This is a genomic window from Sulfurovum zhangzhouensis, from assembly GCF_030347965.1.
Lineage (GTDB): Bacteria > Campylobacterota > Campylobacteria > Campylobacterales > Sulfurovaceae > Sulfurovum > Sulfurovum zhangzhouensis.
In genome coordinates this window covers 309088-328291 of sequence record NZ_JAQIBD010000002.1, presented here as the reverse complement: position 1 = coordinate 328291, position 19204 = coordinate 309088, and the positions used below count along the sequence as shown (strand labels likewise).

16 protein-coding genes are annotated in these 19204 nt (G+C 42.3%); 12 read left to right on the top strand and 4 right to left on the bottom strand.

Translation table 11 applies throughout. The annotated features are described in order from the left end of the window. Positions 1-30 precede the first annotated feature (30 nt). From PGH07_RS06855 to PGH07_RS06845, 3 genes are all read left to right on the top strand, one after another. A complete protein-coding gene (locus PGH07_RS06855) occupies positions 31-1410 on the top strand; it encodes a CCA tRNA nucleotidyltransferase (protein ID WP_289413617.1) in 1380 nt (459 codons plus the stop codon). Positions 1411-1541: 131 nt separating this feature from the next. Further along, positions 1542-2171 (top strand): NAD(P)H-dependent oxidoreductase, encoded by a 630-nt coding sequence (locus PGH07_RS06850; protein WP_289413616.1) that lies wholly within the window; start codon positions 1542-1544, stop codon positions 2169-2171. Position 2172: 1 nt separating this feature from the next. Beyond that, entirely contained in the window at positions 2173-2772 is a 600-nt protein-coding gene (locus PGH07_RS06845) for a trimeric intracellular cation channel family protein (RefSeq protein WP_289413926.1), read from the top strand. A 22-nt stretch (positions 2773-2794) separates the two neighbouring features. Here the strand turns inward: PGH07_RS06845 and PGH07_RS06840 are convergent, their stop codons facing one another. Beyond that, the gene (locus PGH07_RS06840; RefSeq protein ID WP_289413615.1) at positions 2795-3304 is read right to left on the bottom strand and encodes a hypothetical protein; all 510 of its coding nucleotides are present in this window, start codon (positions 3302-3304) and stop codon (positions 2795-2797) included. Between the two features lie 396 nt (positions 3305-3700). On the opposite strand from PGH07_RS06840, the gene PGH07_RS06835 reads away from it, so the two are divergent. The 4 genes from PGH07_RS06835 (at position 3701) to PGH07_RS06820 (ending at position 8757) form a co-directional block, all read left to right on the top strand. Next, positions 3701-4090, top strand: a complete 390-nt coding sequence (locus PGH07_RS06835; RefSeq protein ID WP_289413614.1) for a tautomerase family protein — start codon at positions 3701-3703, stop codon at positions 4088-4090. A 1-nt stretch (position 4091) separates the two neighbouring features. Further along, positions 4092-4775, top strand: coding sequence for a class I SAM-dependent methyltransferase (locus PGH07_RS06830; RefSeq protein ID WP_289413613.1), 684 nt, complete (start codon positions 4092-4094; stop codon positions 4773-4775). Then, a complete protein-coding gene (locus PGH07_RS06825) occupies positions 4772-5338 on the top strand; it encodes a hypothetical protein (RefSeq protein WP_289413612.1) in 567 nt (188 codons plus the stop codon). The genes PGH07_RS06830 and PGH07_RS06825 overlap by 4 nt, the downstream gene beginning before the upstream one ends. Positions 5339-5424: 86 nt before the next feature. Then, positions 5425-8757 (top strand): EAL domain-containing protein, encoded by a 3333-nt coding sequence (locus PGH07_RS06820; RefSeq protein WP_289413611.1) that lies wholly within the window; start codon positions 5425-5427, stop codon positions 8755-8757. A gap of 2 nt (positions 8758-8759) precedes the next feature. Here the strand turns inward: PGH07_RS06820 and PGH07_RS06815 are convergent, their stop codons facing one another. Continuing rightward, positions 8760-9581 carry a thioredoxin family protein gene (locus tag PGH07_RS06815; protein ID WP_289413610.1) on the bottom strand — a complete coding sequence of 274 codons (822 nt, stop codon included), beginning with the start codon at positions 9579-9581 and terminating at the stop codon, positions 8760-8762. A 141-nt stretch (positions 9582-9722) separates the two neighbouring features. Here PGH07_RS06815 and PGH07_RS06810 point away from each other — a divergent pair, with 141 nt between their 5' ends. Continuing rightward, the gene (locus tag PGH07_RS06810; RefSeq protein WP_434481305.1) at positions 9723-11045 is read left to right on the top strand and encodes an FAD-dependent oxidoreductase; all 1323 of its coding nucleotides are present in this window, start codon (positions 9723-9725) and stop codon (positions 11043-11045) included. 13 nt (positions 11046-11058) lie between these two features. Here PGH07_RS06810 and PGH07_RS06805 read toward each other — a convergent pair whose 3' ends face one another. Next, on the bottom strand, positions 11059-11385 hold the full coding sequence (locus tag PGH07_RS06805; RefSeq protein ID WP_289413608.1) for a hypothetical protein: 327 nt from the start codon (positions 11383-11385) through the stop codon (positions 11059-11061). A gap of 70 nt (positions 11386-11455) precedes the next feature. On the opposite strand from PGH07_RS06805, the gene PGH07_RS06800 reads away from it, so the two are divergent. From PGH07_RS06800 to PGH07_RS06785, 4 genes are read left to right on the top strand one after another with little or no spacing between them, the layout of a single operon-like run. Beyond that, entirely contained in the window at positions 11456-11806 is a 351-nt protein-coding gene (locus tag PGH07_RS06800; protein ID WP_289413607.1) for an MmcQ/YjbR family DNA-binding protein, read from the top strand. 40 nt (positions 11807-11846) lie between these two features. Continuing rightward, a complete protein-coding gene (locus tag PGH07_RS06795; RefSeq protein ID WP_289413606.1) occupies positions 11847-13565 on the top strand; it encodes an AMP-binding protein in 1719 nt (572 codons plus the stop codon). After that, complete coding sequence (locus PGH07_RS06790; protein WP_289413605.1) at positions 13562-14305, top strand: hypothetical protein; 744 nt, start codon at positions 13562-13564, stop codon at positions 14303-14305. Before PGH07_RS06795 ends, PGH07_RS06790 begins: the two co-directional genes overlap by 4 nt. Then, positions 14298-15488, top strand: coding sequence for a Gfo/Idh/MocA family protein (locus tag PGH07_RS06785; protein WP_289413604.1), 1191 nt, complete (start codon positions 14298-14300; stop codon positions 15486-15488). Before PGH07_RS06790 ends, PGH07_RS06785 begins: the two co-directional genes overlap by 8 nt. Positions 15489-15523: 35 nt before the next feature. Here the strand turns inward: PGH07_RS06785 and nifJ are convergent, their stop codons facing one another. Next, positions 15524-19093 carry a pyruvate:ferredoxin (flavodoxin) oxidoreductase gene (gene nifJ, locus PGH07_RS06780; protein WP_289413603.1) on the bottom strand — a complete coding sequence of 1190 codons (3570 nt, stop codon included), beginning with the start codon at positions 19091-19093 and terminating at the stop codon, positions 15524-15526. Positions 19094-19204 lie beyond the last annotated feature (111 nt).

Here is a 19204-nt window from a genome sequence, read left to right as displayed (position 1 = left end):
ATAAGGCGGTGTTTAGGTTATAATACTTCTATGAAGTTGCCAGTTATCCTCCAAACCATCTCCCATACTCTGACGAAGTTTGATGCCAAAGCGGTCATCGTAGGCGGTTCGGTACGTGATCATTTTTTGGGTTTGCCGATCAAGGATTATGATATCGAGGTTTACGGTCTTACATCGATGGAATCACTTGAAAAGATACTCTCTGCATTTGGCTCTGTGAACCATGTGGGAAAAAGCTTTGGGGTTTTGAAGTTCTCCTATGAGGGGGAGGAGTATGATTTTGCTTTACCGCGTAGAGAACAGAAGGTGGGAGAGGGGCATCGTGGTTTTGATGTGACCGTAGATGGCTCCATGAGCTTTGAAGAGGCTTCGCGCCGCAGGGACTTTACGATCAATGCCATAGGATATGATATTGAGTCAGACCATTTTCTGGATCCTTTCGGAGGAAGGGAGGATATGCATAAAGGGTTGATCAGGCATATTGATGACAAGACTTTTGTAGAAGACCCTTTGCGTGTCTATAGGGCAGTACAGTTTGGCGGAAGGTTTGGATATAGCCTGGCTGAGAGCACCAAAGTCCTGTGTCAACTGATGGTCGACTCGGGAATGCTTGAGTCTCTGCCTAAAGAGCGTATCTATGTCGAGTGGGTAAAGCTGTTGCTGAAATCACACAGACCTTCAATCGGTTTTGAAATGATGAAAGAACTTGGAGTACTACGTTATTTTCCTGAACTTGAAGCACTGATCGGTGTTGCTCAGGATCCTAAATACCACCCTGAAGGTGATGTCTGGGTCCATACGATGATGTGCCTGGATGTAATGGCAGAGTTGAGTGCAGAGATGGATAAAGAGCAGAAACTCAAATTTCTTTTTGCCATACTTTGCCATGATCTCGGCAAAGCGACCACCACAACTTTTGATGATGACGGCCGTATACGGTCGATAGGGCATGAAGAAGCTGGAGTAGAATTGACCAGATCACTGATGTACCGGTTGAGCAATGCACATGATTTTATAGAGAGTCTCATGCCGCTTGTTGTCCATCATCTCAAACCTACCCAACTCTATAAAGCAAATGCCAGCAACAAAGCGATACGCAGGCTCGCTACTAGAGTCAATATCGAGGAGCTTGTAGTTATAGCCAAAGCAGACTTCCTGGGGCGGACCACTACAGAAGCGATGAGTGGAGAGTATAAGGCAGGTGAGTGGCTGCTTGAAAGAGCAAGGGAGCTGAAGGTAGAGTGCAAACCTTTGGATAATTTGATTAAAGGTAGAGATCTGATCACTTTAGGTTTGAAACCTTCACCGCAATTTAAAGAGATACTTGATGAAGTTTATGAACTGCAGCTTGCTGATCAACTTACTACTAAAGAGCAAGTAATGCAGTATGTGTATGAAAAGTATAAATAATTTTCAGTAAAGTATGTGATACACTGTCAACCCAAATTAGGTAGAGTATATCAAAGGTCCAGATACTATTGAGAAATAAAACAATCATAGGTATGTGGGACAGTAAAAAGAGTTAAACGAAAGGACTAATGATGCAAAATAAATTTATGAAAGCAATGGACTTTAGACACGCGTGTAAAGCATTTGATGAGACAAAGAAGATCCCTGATGAAACAATGAGATATATCCTGGAGGCTGGACATAAATCTCCAAGCTCATTTGGTCAGGAGGGATGGAAGTTTCTTGTGATCACTAATGAAGCGCTTAAAGCAAAGCTTAGACCTGTGTGTTGGAATCAGGTTCAGATCACTTCTTGTTCACACCTCGTAGTGATCCTGACGGCCATAGAGGACCTTAGACCAAGCAGCGGCACTCCAGCCAAGCGTTTTGGTAGACGTCCTTTGTCTCCTGAGCAGATACAAGGATATATCGATCTTTACGGAGGCTTTTTAGCGGATACCTTAAGCAGTGATGAAAAAACCTGTGCATGGGGTGCTAGACAGTGCTATATTGCATTGGCAAATATGATGACCGCAGCAGCGTATGAAGAGATCGATTCTTGCCCGATAGAGGGTTTTGAAAAAGCGAAAGTGGAAGAGATACTAGGTCTTGATACCAGTAAATACCAAGTTGCGGTTCTTGTACCTTTCGGTTATCGTATCAATCCTCAGTCTGAGCAAATACGTCTGCCTTTTGAAGAGGTCGTGGAGTTTATTGATTAATATGTTTGAAGTTGCAGAGTATATTGGGATCATAGCCTTTACCATGAGTGGTTTTTTTGTGGCTGTACGCAGCAGGCTTGATCTTTTGGGAGTATTGATATCCGTATTCCTTACTGCATTCGGCGGAGGGATCATACGTGATATCATCGTAGATAAAACACCCTATACATTTACCCATGCTGTCCCTGGGTTTATGGTACTTGGAATGATGATCTTGATGATCATATTGAAGTTTCATAAACGTGAAAGTATAGAGAACAAACCGCTTTTTATCATCAGTGACTCTATCGGGCTTGTTTCTTTCAGTATTACCGGTGCACTGGTAGCAATGCAGCATGAACTCAATCTTACAGGAGTACTGGCACTCTCTTTTGTCACGGCAGTAGGCGGAGGGATCACAAGGGATGTCATTATCAATGAAGTACCCTTTGTGTTCAAAACAGGGTTTTACGGTACTATCGCACTTTTAGTGGCCATTGTACTGTATGGGCTGGATCAGTTCGGGATACTTAATATTTATACTACAACCCTCTTGTTCGCTGCAGGTGTAGTGCTCAGGATTGTGGCATATCAAAACAAGTGGTCTATACCGTTACGTTAACCTTGGGTGAAGTCACCGATTTCTAACGAATATCGGTGAGCTTTAGAAGGATATCGTTGATCTCCTTGCCTGCTTTTTTCGCAAGCTTTTCAAACTCCACTTTGGATTCGTTATAGAGTGATGTCATTTGTGATTCTTTTTCCTTCCAAAGGTCTGCTGCATCCATTTGTGCCAGATGGGCATGAAGCTTGGCAATATCCAGATCCTGGGTAGTATTGGTTGTGACTTTTTTGATAAATTCCTCTGAGGTGCCTTTGATCCTTTCCAACTGATCTCTGGCTTCCATGAGCCCTAATGTTCCTTGAAGCTGAAGCTTCTGACTAGTATCTGAGAGTTGCTGGCCTGCATCTGAAAGCTTCTGACCTGCATCCGAGAGTTTTGTATTGATCTGACCAAATTCATTTTTCAGATTACCCCAGAATCCGCTGATATCCTGATTCATCGATTCACGATAGGATTCAACGTTCTTTTCAACTTTTTCCAATGACTCTTTTGATTTTTTAATAAATTCGTTTAACTCTTTTTCGAACATATTTCTACCCCTTTTATAGTGTCTCATTGTGAATAAGGATTAAAAGCATTATTGCTTTCACTAGCTTTTGGAGTTTTGCTTCTCCATTTTTTATTGTAACGAATTTTTGTCTCATTTTGTTTGTATTGTATTGTAAACACAGAAAGCACCGTTTAAGTCAAAACGAATTACACTGTCAAACTAAATACTAAAAGGAGCAGACCAATGAAACACACAACTACTATTCAAACCACCAGAACGCTCCTCTTCTCTTGGCGTTAGCCTATTTCTTACCTTTTTATCGATAACTATATCACTATTTAACTACTTGAGTTTACTTCTCTAGAAGTATGGGTCGAGGTAGATGCCTATATAGATACAGGTATCTACCTGTTTGTGTATAAGCAAGGATAGATAATGGCACAAATAAAAATTTACGGGATAGAAAAACGATTGAATCTCATTAAAAAACAACTCTCTAACACTATTCATAGTTGTGTTGTAGAGGCTTTGGAGTTTCCGGAGAATAAACGTTCACACAGATTCATTCCCCTGGCAGAAGAAGATGTATATTACCCTACAGGTCGCACTTATGATTATATTGTCATAGAGATCATTATGATGGAAGGAAGAAAAACCGAAACCAAGAAAAGGCTGATACAACTGCTTTATGAAAGGATAAGAAAAGAGGTAAAACTATCAGCCTCGGATATAGAGATATGTATCATAGAACAACCTGCATATCATTTTGGTTTTCGTGGTATGACGGGGGATGAAATGCTTTTGGACTATAAGGTCGAGGTATAAGATGAAGCTTGAAAATATCGTTCCATGGGGTCGAAATCTCTCAGAGTATCAGTCTATGTTCCTCTTAAGTGACCTGGAACTAAAATCTAAAATACTCGGTTGCGGGGATGGCCCTGCAAGTTTCAATGCCGAAGTCACGGCAATGGGAGGTGATGTGGTATCCATTGATCCCATCTATCATTTCAGCAAAATACAGATCGCTAAACGCATAGATGAAGTGGCTCATGAAGTCTTGAAGCAGGTGAAGCTCAATGAGAAGCACTTCGTATGGCATACTATATCCAGTCCGGATGCACTATATACGCTTCGTATGGAGACAATGCAGAAGTTTTTGGAAGATTATGAAAAAGGTAGAAGTGAAGGAAGGTACAGAGAGGGTGCTTTACCAAATTTTTCTTTTGAAGACGGGCAGTTTGATCTGGCGCTCAGTTCTCATTTCCTTTTCTTGTACAGCGATCATATGGATGAAGTATTTCATTTACATGCGATAGAAGAGATGCTCAGGGTAGCCAAAGAGGTAAGGATCTTTCCTCTTGTGACACTTGAAGGGAACGTATCACCGCATTTAGAGGGTATAATGAACATACTAGAAAGGGCAGGATATGCTACAGAGGTGGTTGAAACTTCGTATGAGTTTCAAAAAGGTGGAGACAAGATGTTGAAGATCAGAAAGGAAGAAGGGTGAAACAGATCACCTTTATCAGACATGCCAAAGTAGATATGGATTCCAGCAAACCGATCTATGCAAAGGAACTTGTAGCATGGGAGGAGGCATATAACAATGCGCCGATTATCTCTGATGATTTTCCGCATGGTGAGCTTATAGGACGCATAAGAAGTGCAGATTATGTGGTGAGCAGTACCCTTAGACGGGCTATTGATTCACTGGAACTCTTGGAAGTAGAGATCAATGAAACAAATGAACTCTTTAATGAAGCAGCAATTCCTTCACTCCACGGTAGACTCTTTAAGCTAAAGCCTGTACATTGGCTGGTGCTATTTCGTTTACTTTCATTGCTGGGTGTAGGAAGATGGGCAAGGACGTTAAGAGATACCAAACTCAATGCACAAAAAGCAGCACAAAGGCTCTCACAACTCTCCAGCCAGCATGACCATATCATTTTAATGGGGCATGGCGTGATGAACTGGTTGATCCGTAAAGAATTGTCCCAAAGCGGATGGAGAAGAGAAAGCAAAGAGATTCACGGAAACTGGGGAAGTAACGTGGTCTTTTTTGAAAATAAATAGCTTCTAGGTATCACGTCTAAGCAAAGTTCAATATTTTACTATATAATTAAATAAAGGGGTAAGGCAAAAAGATAGGGAGAAATACAATGTCAATATACGAAAGTATACAAAATCATAATACCTATTACACAGATAAAAAGAGTCTTCAGGATTTTATCTTAGATCATAATATTGACAACTCTCCTTCCCTGTTGATACAGATATTTTCTGGCGATACTGATCAGCTTTTCATCGCTACACTGCTTTCAGAACTGACGGATCTTCTACCTACTGCTATGATCATCGGTACTACAACAGATGGTGAGATCATGAATGGTAAGGTAAGCTCAGAAAAAGTGGTATTGAGTTTTACCCAATTTGAACATACTACCCTGAGATATGCAGTTATGACACATCAGGAAAACGACAGTTTTGAGACCGGCCGCCATTTGGCACAGAGACTGATGGGTGAGGATACTAAGCTGATACTCTCATTTGCAGATGGATTACATACCAACGGCGAAGAGTTTCTCAAAGGTATTGCTTCCGTGAATGATAAGGTAATCGTGGCCGGTGGATTGGCGGGAGATAACTTTAAGTTTGAAAAAACTTTGGTATTTACTAAAGATGAGATCGTAGAAAATGGTGCAGTCGCTGTTGCACTGGATAGTCAATATCTTCACATTCATACTGATTACAGTTTTAATTGGCAGCCGATCGGTAATGAAATGACAGTGACAAAAGTAGAGCAAAACAGGCTTTACACCTTAAATGATATAAAGGTAGTGGATATCTATAGTCATTATCTAGGGATAGAACCTGAACAGTTTAAGACGGGTACAGGTATAGACTTCCCTCTCATTGTGAATCATAATGATCTGAATATTGCCAGAGCCATAATCTCAAAAGAAGATGACGGTTCTGTGATCATGGCAGGAAACCTTTCAGTAGGAGATAAAGTTCGGATAGGTTTCGGTGATGCAAAAGGAATAATTAATCAATCCCAAAAGATCATAGAAACGGTGTCAGAAAAGCCTTCTGAAGTGATTTTTGTTTATTCCTGTACGGCACGCAGATATTTTATGGGAGAAGAGATTGAAACCGAGATCTTTCCGCTTCAAGCTATCGCTCCTGTATCCGGGTTTTTTACTTATGGGGAGTTCTTTACTTCAAAGAAGAATGAATTACTGAATGAAACGATGACGATTGTATCCTTGAGTGAAAGTATCAGAGTAAAGAAAATAGAACAAACTCCAACGATTAAATCAGAAAAGATAAGGAGTGACTATTTCAGTGCACTGGTACACCTGATCAATGCTACCAGTCAGGAGGTACAAGAGTACACAGATGCACTTCAGCAAAGCAATGCTTTCAATGAGATGCTCAAAGAACGTATGGAGCTCGCCCTTTATGGAAGTAATGACGGTGTGTGGGATTGGAATGTCCCTGAAAACAGTGTCTACTTTTCTCCACGCTGGAAAGAGATCATAGGATATAAAGATCATGAGTTTACAAACCTTGTGACTACCCTTCAAGAACATATTCATCCAGATGATCTTGAACAAGTATGGAAAAATATCAATAAAAACCTTTACAAGAAGACAGAGTATTTTGAAACTATCCATAGGTTAAGACATAAAGACGGTCATTGGGTATGGGTACTTGTCAGAGGCAAGACGCTCTTTGATAAAAATGATCAGCCCCTGCGGATGATCGGAACAATGACAGATATCACAGAACAAAAAATGCTGCAACTGAGAGCTCAGGCCCAGCAATTTGTCATTGAACAGATCAATGACGGGGTGATCCGTACGGACATGGAAGGCAATATCATCAGTTGGAACTATGGTGCTGAAAAAATCTATGGATATTCTGAAAAAGAGGTAGTAGGTAAACATATTTCTATCATTTTTCATCCCGAGAATGATACTTCTTTTCAAAAATTTGTCAATACATTACAGGCAGAAGGTACCTTTTCAATGGAAGAACGTTTTATCACGAAGTCAAGAGAAGAGATATATGTTTCTCTCTCTCTTACTTTATTGAGAGATGAAAAAGGAACTCCTATAGGCCTGATAAGTATCAATAAAGATATAACTGAAACAAAAGAAGCCGAAACGTTACTGAAAAAACAAAAAGCGGAATTACACCATCAAGCACACTATGACACTTTGACCGGGTTGCCAAACAGGGCATTGTTCATGGATAGGATGGAACAGGCACTTATCAAAGCAAGACGAAGCGGTAGTAAAGTAGCACTCTTTTTTATCGATTTGGATAAGTTTAAGCATATCAATGACTCTTTTGGCCACTTGGTTGGAGATAAAGTACTTCAGATCATAGCAGAACGTCTTGGAAATTTGATACGTAAAGGCGATACATTGGCAAGACTGAGCGGTGATGAATTTACGATGATCATCGAAGATGTCAGTGACGGCGAACATCTTGCTACATTGGCACAAAAACTGTTGGAACATATGAAAGAACCGATATATATAGATGAATTTCAACTCTATCTTAGTTTGAGTATAGGTATCAGTATCTATCCGGATGATGCCAGAACGGCATTAGAGCTTTTAAAGTATGCTGATACGGCAATGTATAAAGCCAAAGAGAGCGGAAGAAATACCTTTGAGTTCTATGCTGCAGAGATGACCAGTCATGCTTTGGCAAGAATGATATTGAAGACAAGTTTAAAGCAAGCGATTGAAAAAGATGAATTTGTTGTCTATTATCAACCTCAGATTGATATCGTAAAGAACAAAATTATTGGGCTTGAGGCTTTGGTAAGATGGAAAAATCCAGAGAAGGGGTTTATCCTGCCGGGTGCTTTCTTATCTTTGGCTGTAGAGACGGGAATGGTAGTTGAAATCGACAAGCTTGTGATAGAAAAAGCGCTATCACAAGTCAGTCAATGGTCAAAAAAAGGGATACTTACAGGAACGGTAGCTCTTAATCTAACGACTAAACAATTAGAGTATCAAGACTTTGTAGAAGAGTTAAGTACTACAATCAAACGATATGATATAGACCCTGCCAATCTGGTACTGGAACTTTCTGAAGCACATATGATGAAAGGCCTGGAGTATACAACCGAAAAGGTAAAAGAGCTCAATGCGTTAGGCGTACATGTATCCATCGATGATTTCGGTACCGGCTGCTCTTCACTTTCGTTCTTAACACGACTCTCTATCCATCAGCTGAAGATAGATCAGGCTTTTGTCAGCGATATCCCTGAAAAGAAAGAGAGTATAGAGATTATCAAAGCGATCATTGCATTGGCTAAGAGTCTACATATAGATATGATTGCAGAAGGTGTCGAGACACTGGAACAAAAAGAGTTTTTGCTTGCTTTAGGGTGTGAAAAAATGCAAGGTAACTACTTTGGTGAACCACTGCCCGCACAAGAAGTAGAGATACTTTTAAACAAGTATCTATAAATTTATTTTAAAAGATACATAAACTCTTCTCTTTGACTATATCCTGTGACTTTATGCAGGATTTTTTCATTGGTTGCGTCAATAAAATAGATCACCGGAGTAAATGTGCTGGTGAACTGTTCTGGAAACTGTTTCTCATCACGGTTGAGTATCAATGGCACATATTTTTTGTGAATCTCTGTGTTAACCTCTTCTTTTTGAAGCACGTTTGTTTCAAACTTGCGGCACCAAGGACAGTAACTGGTTGTCAGAACCAGCATAAGGTTTTTATGCTCTTTTTTAGCTTTTTGTAAAGCAGCCTGGTAGTTGGTTTCATAACCCATAGCTTGGGCAAAACTCTGATCACCGGTATGAGTTGTTTTGGGTTTGAGTTTGTTATCATCTCTGTATTGATCGGCAAATTTCGAAAGTAAAGTGTCAACAGTGTCTTCAACACCTTCTTTGATACTATCACTATCGTTGATATCCTCTACAACAAAGCTTTCTTCATCTCGATAAGTGAGTCCGAAGGCTTTCTGTCCGTCATCGAGTCTTCTAACCTCTTCAGCCATCACTAGCCTGGTATGGATCACAAGAGTCTCTTTTACATATGCATGAGAGACGACCAATGCGAAGGCACGAGGGTCATACCCTGAGGTATCGATATTAAGTTCTTGGAGTGTTTCATCAATCGCATTACGGATATTGGTTTTGTAACTCTTATCGATCTTATCTGTTTGAATCTCAACTACCGGGTACACCTTTTTGATATTGTTGAGAATAAAGAAAGACTCTGCTTGAAGCAGGGTGATAATACATAGTAAAAGAACAGTAAGAAACTTCATAAAAAAGCCTTTTTATTTGATATGCGGAATTTTATCAAAAGATTTTAAAGCAATGATGAGGTTTTTAGAATATTATCAATAAGGTTTAACCTGTGTATGTTACTATAAGGGAATACTAGATGGTACATAGGAAAGAAAGTGCTGGTAAACAAACTTTTTGAAACAGCGATTATCGGAAGCGGTGTTGCAGGAACTTCACTACTCTTTACCCTGGCAAGATATACCGACATCAAAGATATCATCATCTTTGAAAAATATGAAGAGGTCAGTTTGCTCAATTCTAACCCAAAGGCAAATTCCCAGACACTGCATGTAGGTGATATCGAAACCAATTACACTTTTGAGAAAGCGAAAAAAGTTAAAAAAGCATCATCCATGATCAGCAATTTTATCCATCATTTTGGAGGGGTTGGAGAGATCGGCTTTATTCGTAACAAAATGGTACTTGCTGTAGGTACAGATGAGATAAAAAAACTCAAGAGACGTTTTGAGGAATTTAAAGAGCTTTATCCCTATCTTGAACTATGGGATGAAGAGAAACTTATGCAGATCGAGCCAATGCTTCTGGATGGACGTACTGAGCCGATCATGGCAATGGGCGCATCAGGACAGATCACGACAATAGACTTCAAGAAGCTCAGTGAGCGTTTCGTACAAGAAGCGATCAATACAGATAAAAATATCCAGATGCGTTACAATGAAGAGGTGACCAAGATCGTACGCCTGGATGACGGCACTTATGAGATAACGACAGATACGACACGTTTCAATGCCAAGAGCGTTGTGGTCAATGCAGGTTCCTACTCCTTGCTCTTTGCACAGTCGATGGGATATGGGCTGCATTATGCCATACTGCCGATCGGCGGGAGCTTTTTCTTTACAAAAAAGAGACTGCTTAACTCTAAGGTATACACCATGCAAAATCCAAAACTTCCTTTTGCTGCGGTGCATGCAGATCCTGACTGTACACAGGGATGGAAAACGCGTTTTGGACCGACAGCTTTTGCATTGCCTAAACTGGAACGCTATCACAGTTTGCATATCAAGGACTTTTTTGCTGCACTGAATATCGATAAGGATGTGACTTCGGTCTATATGAATCTGCTCAAAGATAAGACCATCAGACGTTATATCCTTAGAAATGTTATCGAAGAGTTGCCATGGCTGGGTAAGGATGTTTTTCTCAAAGACGCTCAGAAGATCATTCCCTCACTTGAAGCAGATGAGATCAGGTTTGCAGAAGGGTATGGCGGTATGAGGCCGCAGATCATTGATAAAGAGAAACACGAACTGTTATTAGGAGAAGCCAAGATCGTGGATACCGGAGTCATCTTCAACATGACTCCAAGCCCTGGTGCATCAAGCTCTCTCTTTATTGCGCATCAGGATGCGCTGGCAGTGTGTGCTTATCTGAATGCCTCTTTTGATGAAGAAAAGCATGCAGCGGAGATACAGATACTTTAACGAAGAGAGACTTCTACTTTGCCTCTTCAGCCATTTTGAGCTCTATACTTTTCTTGACATTGAGCTGCTGCTGTGCAAACCATTGTGTAGTTTCCAACTTTGGAAACACTGTACTCATAATGTCAAGCGGTGAGCTATCCCATTTGCTTGCATTGTCAGTAATGGTCCATCCAAGCTGGTTCAGTACATAAGAGAATATTTGGTTCATGATCTGATAACCAGACTTGATAGCTGCCTGGTCTTTGTTTTTTTCGTGTTCTAAAAGACTTTTTACCAGTTGCTTACGCAGGTCTCTGTTGTATTGTGCTTTGATACTCTCAATGATCTCATCATGTGTCATGCGTTTACCTTTGATCGGGGGTTGAATTTAGTGACGATATTGTACTATGATAGTGTTTAAAGGAGTGTAGATGAACTTTCAAGAACTTGACCGATATATACTCTCCAAGTCCAATGTAACCTATGACTATCCATTTGATGAGAAGGTCCGTGTTTACAGGATAGCAGATAAGATGTTCGCTTTGACGATGAATGAAGAACCATTAGAGATCAATCTCAAATGCAACCCTATCTATGCATTGGAGCTACGTAGTCTTTATCAAGGGATCAGGGCAGGGTACCATATGAACAAAAAACATTGGAATACCGTTACATTGAGCGATTCGGATGTCGATGATGAAACAATAAAAGAATTAATCGATCACTCTTTTGAGCTGGTATTTACTAAACTGCCCAAAAAGGTACAACGAAGTTTACAGTGAAGCTACTCTTCTCTTAGCTCTTTTTGCTATACTCCACGAAATGAACAGTGAATTATTAGAAAAGATACGCAAACATCATCAAATGAGTGAAGGAAGAGAAAAACTCTTTTATGATCTAGCCGGTATTGAATCCAAAATCTGGGAAGATATCGAGTCTCAAATGATCATCAACTGGTCAACACTCTTCAGCCAGATAGCTGCAAAAGCACGGCAACAGATTGTAATCACAGAGGTGGATACCCAAGCATCGTACAGTTACAGCGAGCTTGAAGATGCATCAGAAAAGATCAAAGCATTCATACTGGCAACTACAGATGATCATCATATCGGATTACATTATCATAACAGTTTTGCTTTTATGGCTGCACTGATCGGTATCAATAAGGCAGGGCGTATCGCTATTCTTTTTAATAACCGTGAACCACAGGACAGATTGATAACACTGGCAGAAACCACTTCGGTCAAGACGGTACTTGGCGACCCGGTGGGAGATCTGGAACGTTATGAGATAGAGAAGATCATGCTAAGTGAGCAGAGGTATCACTCTAGGTACGGGATACATACTACGACACTGGACGATCCTGCTTTTGTGATATTTACCAGCGGTACCAGCGGACCGAGCAAACCTGCACTTTTTTCTCACCGCCGTATGATAGGTGCAGGTGTGGCATGGGGACTGCGTACAGGAATGGACAGCAGTGACAGCTGTTATATCGCATTGCCGCTCTATCACGGTAATGGACTGGCCGTTGCCTTCTCTGCAGTAGTCTTTAGCGGAGCTAGGTCGGTACTGCGTCCGAAGTTCTCGGTGACACATTTCTGGGATGATATCAATCGCTACGGATGTACCCATATGGTCTATATAGGAGAGCTTTGGCGTTATCTACGTACTACAGACGATGGTGATATGAACCCAAACACCTCACTTAAAGTGATCTTCGGAAACGGTTTGAATAAAACACTTTGGGAAGAGGTCATCAGACGTTACGGGATCGAACATGTGGTTGAACATTTTGGTGCGACGGAGATGCCCGCAGGGGCACTTACTAACTGGTTTGATATTCCGGGTTACTGTGGTTATCTACCGCCTGATGATCCTAAGGCGCAGGAGATGGTTCTGGTCGATGAAGATCTGAAAACAAACGCACACAGGGGTGAAGCACTTTTTGTCGTTCCCAGCGGGAAATATCGCGGTTATATGGATGAGAGTCTGGATGAGAGAAAATTGGTGCGTAATCTCTTTACGAAGGGAGATCTGTGGTGGCGATCAGGTGATCTGTTAGAGCGTAATGAAGAGGGGTTTTTTACTTTTATTGAACGGATGGGTGACACCTACCGCTTTAAAGGTGAGAATGTTGCCTGTGTGGACGTAGAGGAAGCCATACGCAGTGTAGGCAAGTTTGATGAAGTAGTAGTTTACGGTATCACCCTGCCTCATGTCGATGGAAAGATCGGGATGGCTTCACTGGTAAGCAGTAAATTCTTTGGTATAGAAGATGCAAATGCGCTCTATGAGAATCTGAAAGATAAGGTTGCCTCTTATGCACTGCCTTATATCCTTAGAGTTCAGAAAGAAAAGCACCATACCACCTCGACACTGAAGATACAGAAGGCACATTTGGCAAAAGAAGGGATAGAAAGATTTAAAGAATTGCAGCACTATATTCTGCTTGATGGGGGTTATCAGCCTTTGGATGAGCAGACCTATAAGGGTATAATAGAAGGAAAGATAGTGTTGGGTATAAAGGGTAAACGATGAGAATGGTCGCAACAAGACTGCATACTACCAATGACGATGTAAAGATCAATGTCGATCATGTAAGAGAGTGGTGCGAGCATGTACTGAACTACTGTGATTTACTAATAGTTGTTGTGGACAAACACTATTTTGAAGCGACCAAGGATATACTTTACGGGTTTGGTGAGAAGATCAAACTCTTTCATATAGATCCTTGGATCAGCTACACACAGCCGCTTAATCTTATGGTGGAAAAGGCACTTTCACTAGGAGCAAAAGAACTTCTTTTTCAGAGTATTGAAGTGACGATATCCCTAGAGGATATGGAACGCTTGGAAAAACATCTCGATGGCAACACTTTGGTGGTGGGAGCAAAACTCTGTGAAGGGCATGGTGATGAAGGGGAGACCTGTAAACTCGATGGCTGGACTACACCATGGAATACTTTGGCATTATGGAATCTAAGCAAGCTGGCATTGACAGGTTTCCTGAGTGTCTCTAGCGGTAACTATGAGAACGTACCCGGTGGTGTAGAAGAGGTTGTGACCATTTCGCTGTTGCAGCGTCTCAAACCTTACAGTATGAACGCCAAGGTAATACACTTGGACTCTGTTGAGTGGGATACAGAATGGAGTTCAGAGGAGCGTCAAGCATACCATGAAATGAAAATGGCCTCCAAAGATGAACGTGCAAAGATACAACTGGCAGCACTTGGGGTTGATGCAGGAGATGTGATATTTGTAAAGGATAGTAATGATTGATGTATTGATTGTCGGTATCGGTGAATATGTTACAGGATTATCAGGTGAAGGGGTTGCGAAGTCAGATAAAAGTTTTGGCGTGATCGCACTCAGTCTTTTTGATATGAGAGAACGGGGCTTGGTAGGAGAGATACATCTAGCCGGAAGAGATGCCAAACGGTTTGATCTGATATGGGAGCATTTTGATAAGAACCTAAAATCTGCCTATCCGTTCCTTGATACATCATTTCATGCATACCCTGAAGAGGGTTACAGTGATGAAGCCTATAAAGAGGCACTGAACCAGATGCAAGAAGGTTCATGTGTGATGATCTTCACCCCGGATGATACCCATTTCCAGATCGCTAAAGATGCATTGGAAGCAGGGATGCATGTACTCGTTGCCAAGCCGTTGGTCAAAACCACGACTGAGCATCTTGAGCTGCAGAGACTTGCAAAAGAAAAAGGGCTTTTACTGATGCTGGAGGTACATAAGCGTTTCGATCCTATCTATGCAGATGCAGTAGATCAGATACGTACATTCGGGGATTTTTCTTTGATGCACAGCTATATGAGCCAGCCGAAGACTCAGCTGGATACCTTTGCAAGCTGGGCCGGGATCAGTTCGGATATCAGCTACTATCTCAATGCCCATCACATCGATCTGCTTTGCTGGGCAGTACAGGATTTTGCCAAGCCTGTCTCTGTGGTGGCTACGGCTTCAACAGGTGTGGCGGATAAAAAACTAGAGCGTGAAGTGGAAGATACGATCACTCTGACGGTGCAATGGGAGAATTTGCAAAGTGGGGCACTAGGTACCAGTGTACACACCGCCTCATGGATCGCTCCGCCTTCTGATGTACATTCCCAGCAGAGGTTTTTTTATATGGGACATACAGGTGAGGTCAATATCGACCAGGCTCACAGAGGATACGGCATCTCTACCGATAGAGTTGGATACAAAAGTGCCAATCCGCTTTTTATGAAGTATACTCCAAGAAACGGAAAATTCGCAGGTCAGCAGGGCTACGGGTACCAAAGCATAGAGACTTTTGTACGTTCATCAGATGAACTTTCGAAAGAGCCAACGAAGCTGGCAGCCTACAATAAAACTTTGCCTACTATTGAGAATACATTGAATGTCACAAAGATACTGGAAGCAGGTCGTAAGAGTTTGGATGAAGGGAAAGTAATATTTTTGTAAGTAGAAGTACGCTCTTTGTTTAGAGTGTCCTTCTACTATTCTCCTACTATCTCTTTATAGTTTATCTTGGTAAGATTTTCATAGCGTTTATACATCTCTTTGGCATGAAATGCTGCCGTGTCTAAAAAGCTCTCAGCAGCCTCAGCGTTCATATGTTCAACCATTTTAAAACGAGCTTCATTATACATATATTCTTTGACTGGGATCTTAGGGCCCTTGTAGTCCAGTTTCATAGGATTTTCTCCCAAGGCTTCTAGTGCCGGGTTGTATCTGAATGTCGGCCATAAGCCACACTCCACTGCAAGCTTTTGTTGATCCATTCCATGTTTGAGATCATAGCCGTGGGCGATACAGTGAGAATAGGCGATGATGATTGATGGACCGTCATACTGCTCTGCTTCGATGAATGCTTTAAGCGTCTGAGGTTCACTTGCCCCCATAGCAACACGTGCGACATAGACATTCCCGTAGGAGACCGCCATCATGGCAAGGTCTTTAGGCAGTTGTGGTTTCCCTCCTGCAGCAAATTTCGCTACTGCACCTGTCGGAGTGGCTTTGGATTGTTGGCCACCTGTATTGGAGTAGACTTGTGTATCAAGTACCAGGATATTGACATTTTTGCCGCTTGCAAGTACATGATCCAAACCACCATACCCTATATCATAAGCCCAGCCGTCTCCACCGATGATCCAGACAGATTTTTTGACCAGATAATCCGCAAGGCTCAGAAGATCTTTTGCTGCATCATCTTTCAGGTTTTCCAGTTGTGATTTAAGTGTTTCTACACGTTCACGCTGGGCAGTGATCTCTTCTTCTATTGTCTGCTCAGCTTGTAGTATAGCTGTAACAATTGCGCTGTCCAGTCTGTCTGAAAGTTTTTCAAGCAGCTCTTTGGCCTGTATCTCATGTTTGTCGATCGTCAGCCTGAATCCCAGTCCAAACTCAGCATTATCTTCAAAGAGTGAATTGGACCATGCAGGCCCGTGTCCTTCTTTGTTTTTACTCCAAGGAGTAGTTGGAAGGTTTCCTCCATAGATCGAAGAACATCCCGTTGCATTGGCTACGATCATACGGTCACCGAAAAGTTGTGTTGCCAGCTTGATGTAGGGTGTCTCACCACATCCTGGACATGCTCCCGAAAACTCAAACAGCGGCTCCAAAAACTGGCTCTCTTTGACTTTGCTATGGTCAAGTTTTGAACGGTCATAATTTGGTAAAGAGAGAAAATAATCCCAGTTTTCTATCCCTTCTTCTTTGATAGGGTGCTGTGGGCGCATATTGATCGCTTTGAGGTTTGGATCGGTTTTGTTTTTTCCCGGGCATACCTCTACACAAAGTGAGCATCCCGTACAGTCTTCCACTGCTACCTGTATCGTAAAGGACTCATCTTCACTAAAGTTTTTTCCTTTGGCTTTGATACTCTTGAAAAGTCCGGGTGCTTGTGTAAGAGAAGTGTTTTCTACGACTTTGGAGCGGATAACTGCATGTGGACAGACAAATACACAGGTGTTACACTGGATACAGGACTCCGGGTCCCAGACCGGTACTTCCTGGGCGATATTTCTTTTTTCGTACTGTGTGGTACCGCTTGGCCACGTACCATCTGCCGGGATCTGGCTCACAGCAAGTTCATCCCCTTTGCCTTCGATCAGATGTGCTGTGACATTGGCCACAAACTCACTGACTTTTCCTTTCACGGCACGCTCTAAAGGCAAGGTACTTTCTGCACTCTTGGGAATAGAGACCTCATAGAGATGCTCCAGTGTGCTGTCGATCGCATCTAAGTTGCTTTGAACGATTGCATCGCCTTTTTTCCCATAACTTTTCTGGATGGAAGCTTTGATTTCTTGGATAGCCTCATCCAGCGGAAGTATCTTGGAAATGTTAAAAAAGCAGGTCTGCATGATCGTATTGATGCGCCGGCCAAGCCCATACTCTTTGGCTACTCTGTAGGCATCTATGACATAGAACTTGATCTCTTTTTGGATGATCTCTTCCTGGATCACACGAGGCATACGACGCCACACTTCTTTAGGGTCAAACGGTGAGTTCAGTAGGAATACCGCTCCTTTTTTGGCATGCTGCAGAATGTCGAACTTCTCCATAAAGACACTTTGGTGGCAGGCTACAAAGTCAGCTTTCTCTATAAGATAGGTTGAGTGTATTGCAGAAGGGCCGAAACGGAGATGAGAGGTGGTCATCGAACCTGATTTTTTGGAGTCATAGACAAAGTAGCCTTGTGCAAAAAGATCGGTATGGGTTCCAATGATCTTGATGCTGTTTTTGTTCGCCCCTACAGTCCCGTCAGAGCCCAGTCCAAAGAAGATCGCTTCATAGGTCTTCTCATCAGGTATTGTGAAGGTATGGTCCCACTCTAGTGAGGTATGGGTGAGATCATCATGTATCCCTATGGTAAAGTGGTTCTTTGGATGAGGTTTTTTGAGCTCGTCAAATACGGCTTTGACCATGGCAGGAGTGAACTCTTTGGAGGAGAGCCCGTACCTCCCGCCTATGATATGGGGTCTTTCAAAGCCAAGCATCTCCTCTTCAAGTGCTTCATTGACAGCCCCGACGATATCCAGATAGAGCGGTTCTCCAAGAGCTCCGGGTTCTTTAGTGCGGTCAAGTACTGCAACACGCTTGGTGGTTTTTGGCAGGCTGTTGATGAAGTGTTTGATCGAAAACGGACGGTAAAGCCTGACCTTGAGCACACCTGTTTTTTCACCCTGGGTATTGAGGTATCTCACACACTCTTCTACGGCTTCAGCACCTGAGCCCATGATCACGATGACCGACTCTGCATCATCACAACCGGCATAGTCAAAGAGGTGATAGCTTCGTCCTGTCAACTTGGAAAACTGATCCATAGCCTCCTGTACGATATCTGGAGTCTGCTGATAATAGGTGTTGACACTTTCCCGACCCTGGAAATAGACATCAGGGTTTTGCGAGGTACCGCGTATGAAAGGATTGTCAGGAGTAAGTGCACGCTTTCTGTGTGCTTTGACCATCATATCATCAATCATGGAACTCATGGTTGACTCATCGATCAGGGTGACTTTGTTGATCTCGTGTGAGGTACGAAAACCGTCAAAAAAATGGAGGAATGGGATACGGGATTTGAGAGTGGCAGCTTGAGCGATGAGTGCAAAGTCATGGGCTTCCTGTACAGAGTTTGAATCCAGCATGGCAAATCCAGTCTGGCGTACGGACATCACATCGGTATGATCACCGAAGATGGAGAGCCCCTGGGCTGCAAGTGAGCGGGCTGCGATATGAAATACCGTAGCTGTGAGTTCACCTGCGATCTTATTCATATTGGGGATCATCAAAAGCAACCCCTGTGAAGCAGTAAAGGTGGTTGTCAGAGCACCGCTCTGAAGCGCACCATGCACCGCACCGCTGGCACCACCTTCACTTTGCATCTCTATGACCTCAGGTACAGTGCCAAAGATGTTTTTTTCTCCCTGCATGGCATAGAGATCACTTAGTTCACCCATGGGGGAGGCCGGGGTGATAGGGTAGATCGCTATGATCTCATTGAGCTTATAGGCTACCCGTGCAACCGCTTCATTTCCATCTATCATTGCTACTGAAGACTTCATCTACACCCCTTATTTGTCATTTTCCTATTATAGCATGTAGATTGACAATACTACTCGTGTAGGTGAAACTATGAATGTTTTATTGATATGAGTAGATGTATTGTATGATTT

Bases quoted from the DNA above. Each gene is read 5' to 3' on its own strand.
- PGH07_RS06855 (WP_289413617.1), top strand. From the start codon at position 31: ATGAAGTTGCCAGTTATCCTCCAAACCATCTCCCATACTCTGACGAAG.
- PGH07_RS06850 (WP_289413616.1), top strand. From the start codon at position 1,542: ATGCAAAATAAATTTATGAAAGCAATGGACTTTAGACACGCGTGTAAA.
- PGH07_RS06845 (WP_289413926.1), top strand. From the start codon at position 2,173: ATGTTTGAAGTTGCAGAGTATATTGGGATCATAGCCTTTACCATGAGT.
- PGH07_RS06840 (WP_289413615.1), bottom strand. From the start codon at position 3,304: ATGTTCGAAAAAGAGTTAAACGAATTTATTAAAAAATCAAAAGAGTCA.
- PGH07_RS06835 (WP_289413614.1), top strand. From the start codon at position 3,701: ATGGCACAAATAAAAATTTACGGGATAGAAAAACGATTGAATCTCATT.
- PGH07_RS06830 (WP_289413613.1), top strand. From the start codon at position 4,092: ATGAAGCTTGAAAATATCGTTCCATGGGGTCGAAATCTCTCAGAGTAT.
- PGH07_RS06820 (WP_289413611.1), top strand. From the start codon at position 5,425: ATGTCAATATACGAAAGTATACAAAATCATAATACCTATTACACAGAT.
- PGH07_RS06815 (WP_289413610.1), bottom strand. From the start codon at position 9,581: ATGAAGTTTCTTACTGTTCTTTTACTATGTATTATCACCCTGCTTCAA.
- PGH07_RS06805 (WP_289413608.1), bottom strand. From the start codon at position 11,385: ATGACACATGATGAGATCATTGAGAGTATCAAAGCACAATACAACAGA.
- PGH07_RS06800 (WP_289413607.1), top strand. From the start codon at position 11,456: ATGAACTTTCAAGAACTTGACCGATATATACTCTCCAAGTCCAATGTA.
- PGH07_RS06795 (WP_289413606.1), top strand. From the start codon at position 11,847: ATGAACAGTGAATTATTAGAAAAGATACGCAAACATCATCAAATGAGT.
- PGH07_RS06790 (WP_289413605.1), top strand. From the start codon at position 13,562: ATGAGAATGGTCGCAACAAGACTGCATACTACCAATGACGATGTAAAG.
- PGH07_RS06785 (WP_289413604.1), top strand. From the start codon at position 14,298: ATGATTGATGTATTGATTGTCGGTATCGGTGAATATGTTACAGGATTA.
- nifJ (WP_289413603.1), bottom strand. From the start codon at position 19,093: ATGAAGTCTTCAGTAGCAATGATAGATGGAAATGAAGCGGTTGCACGG.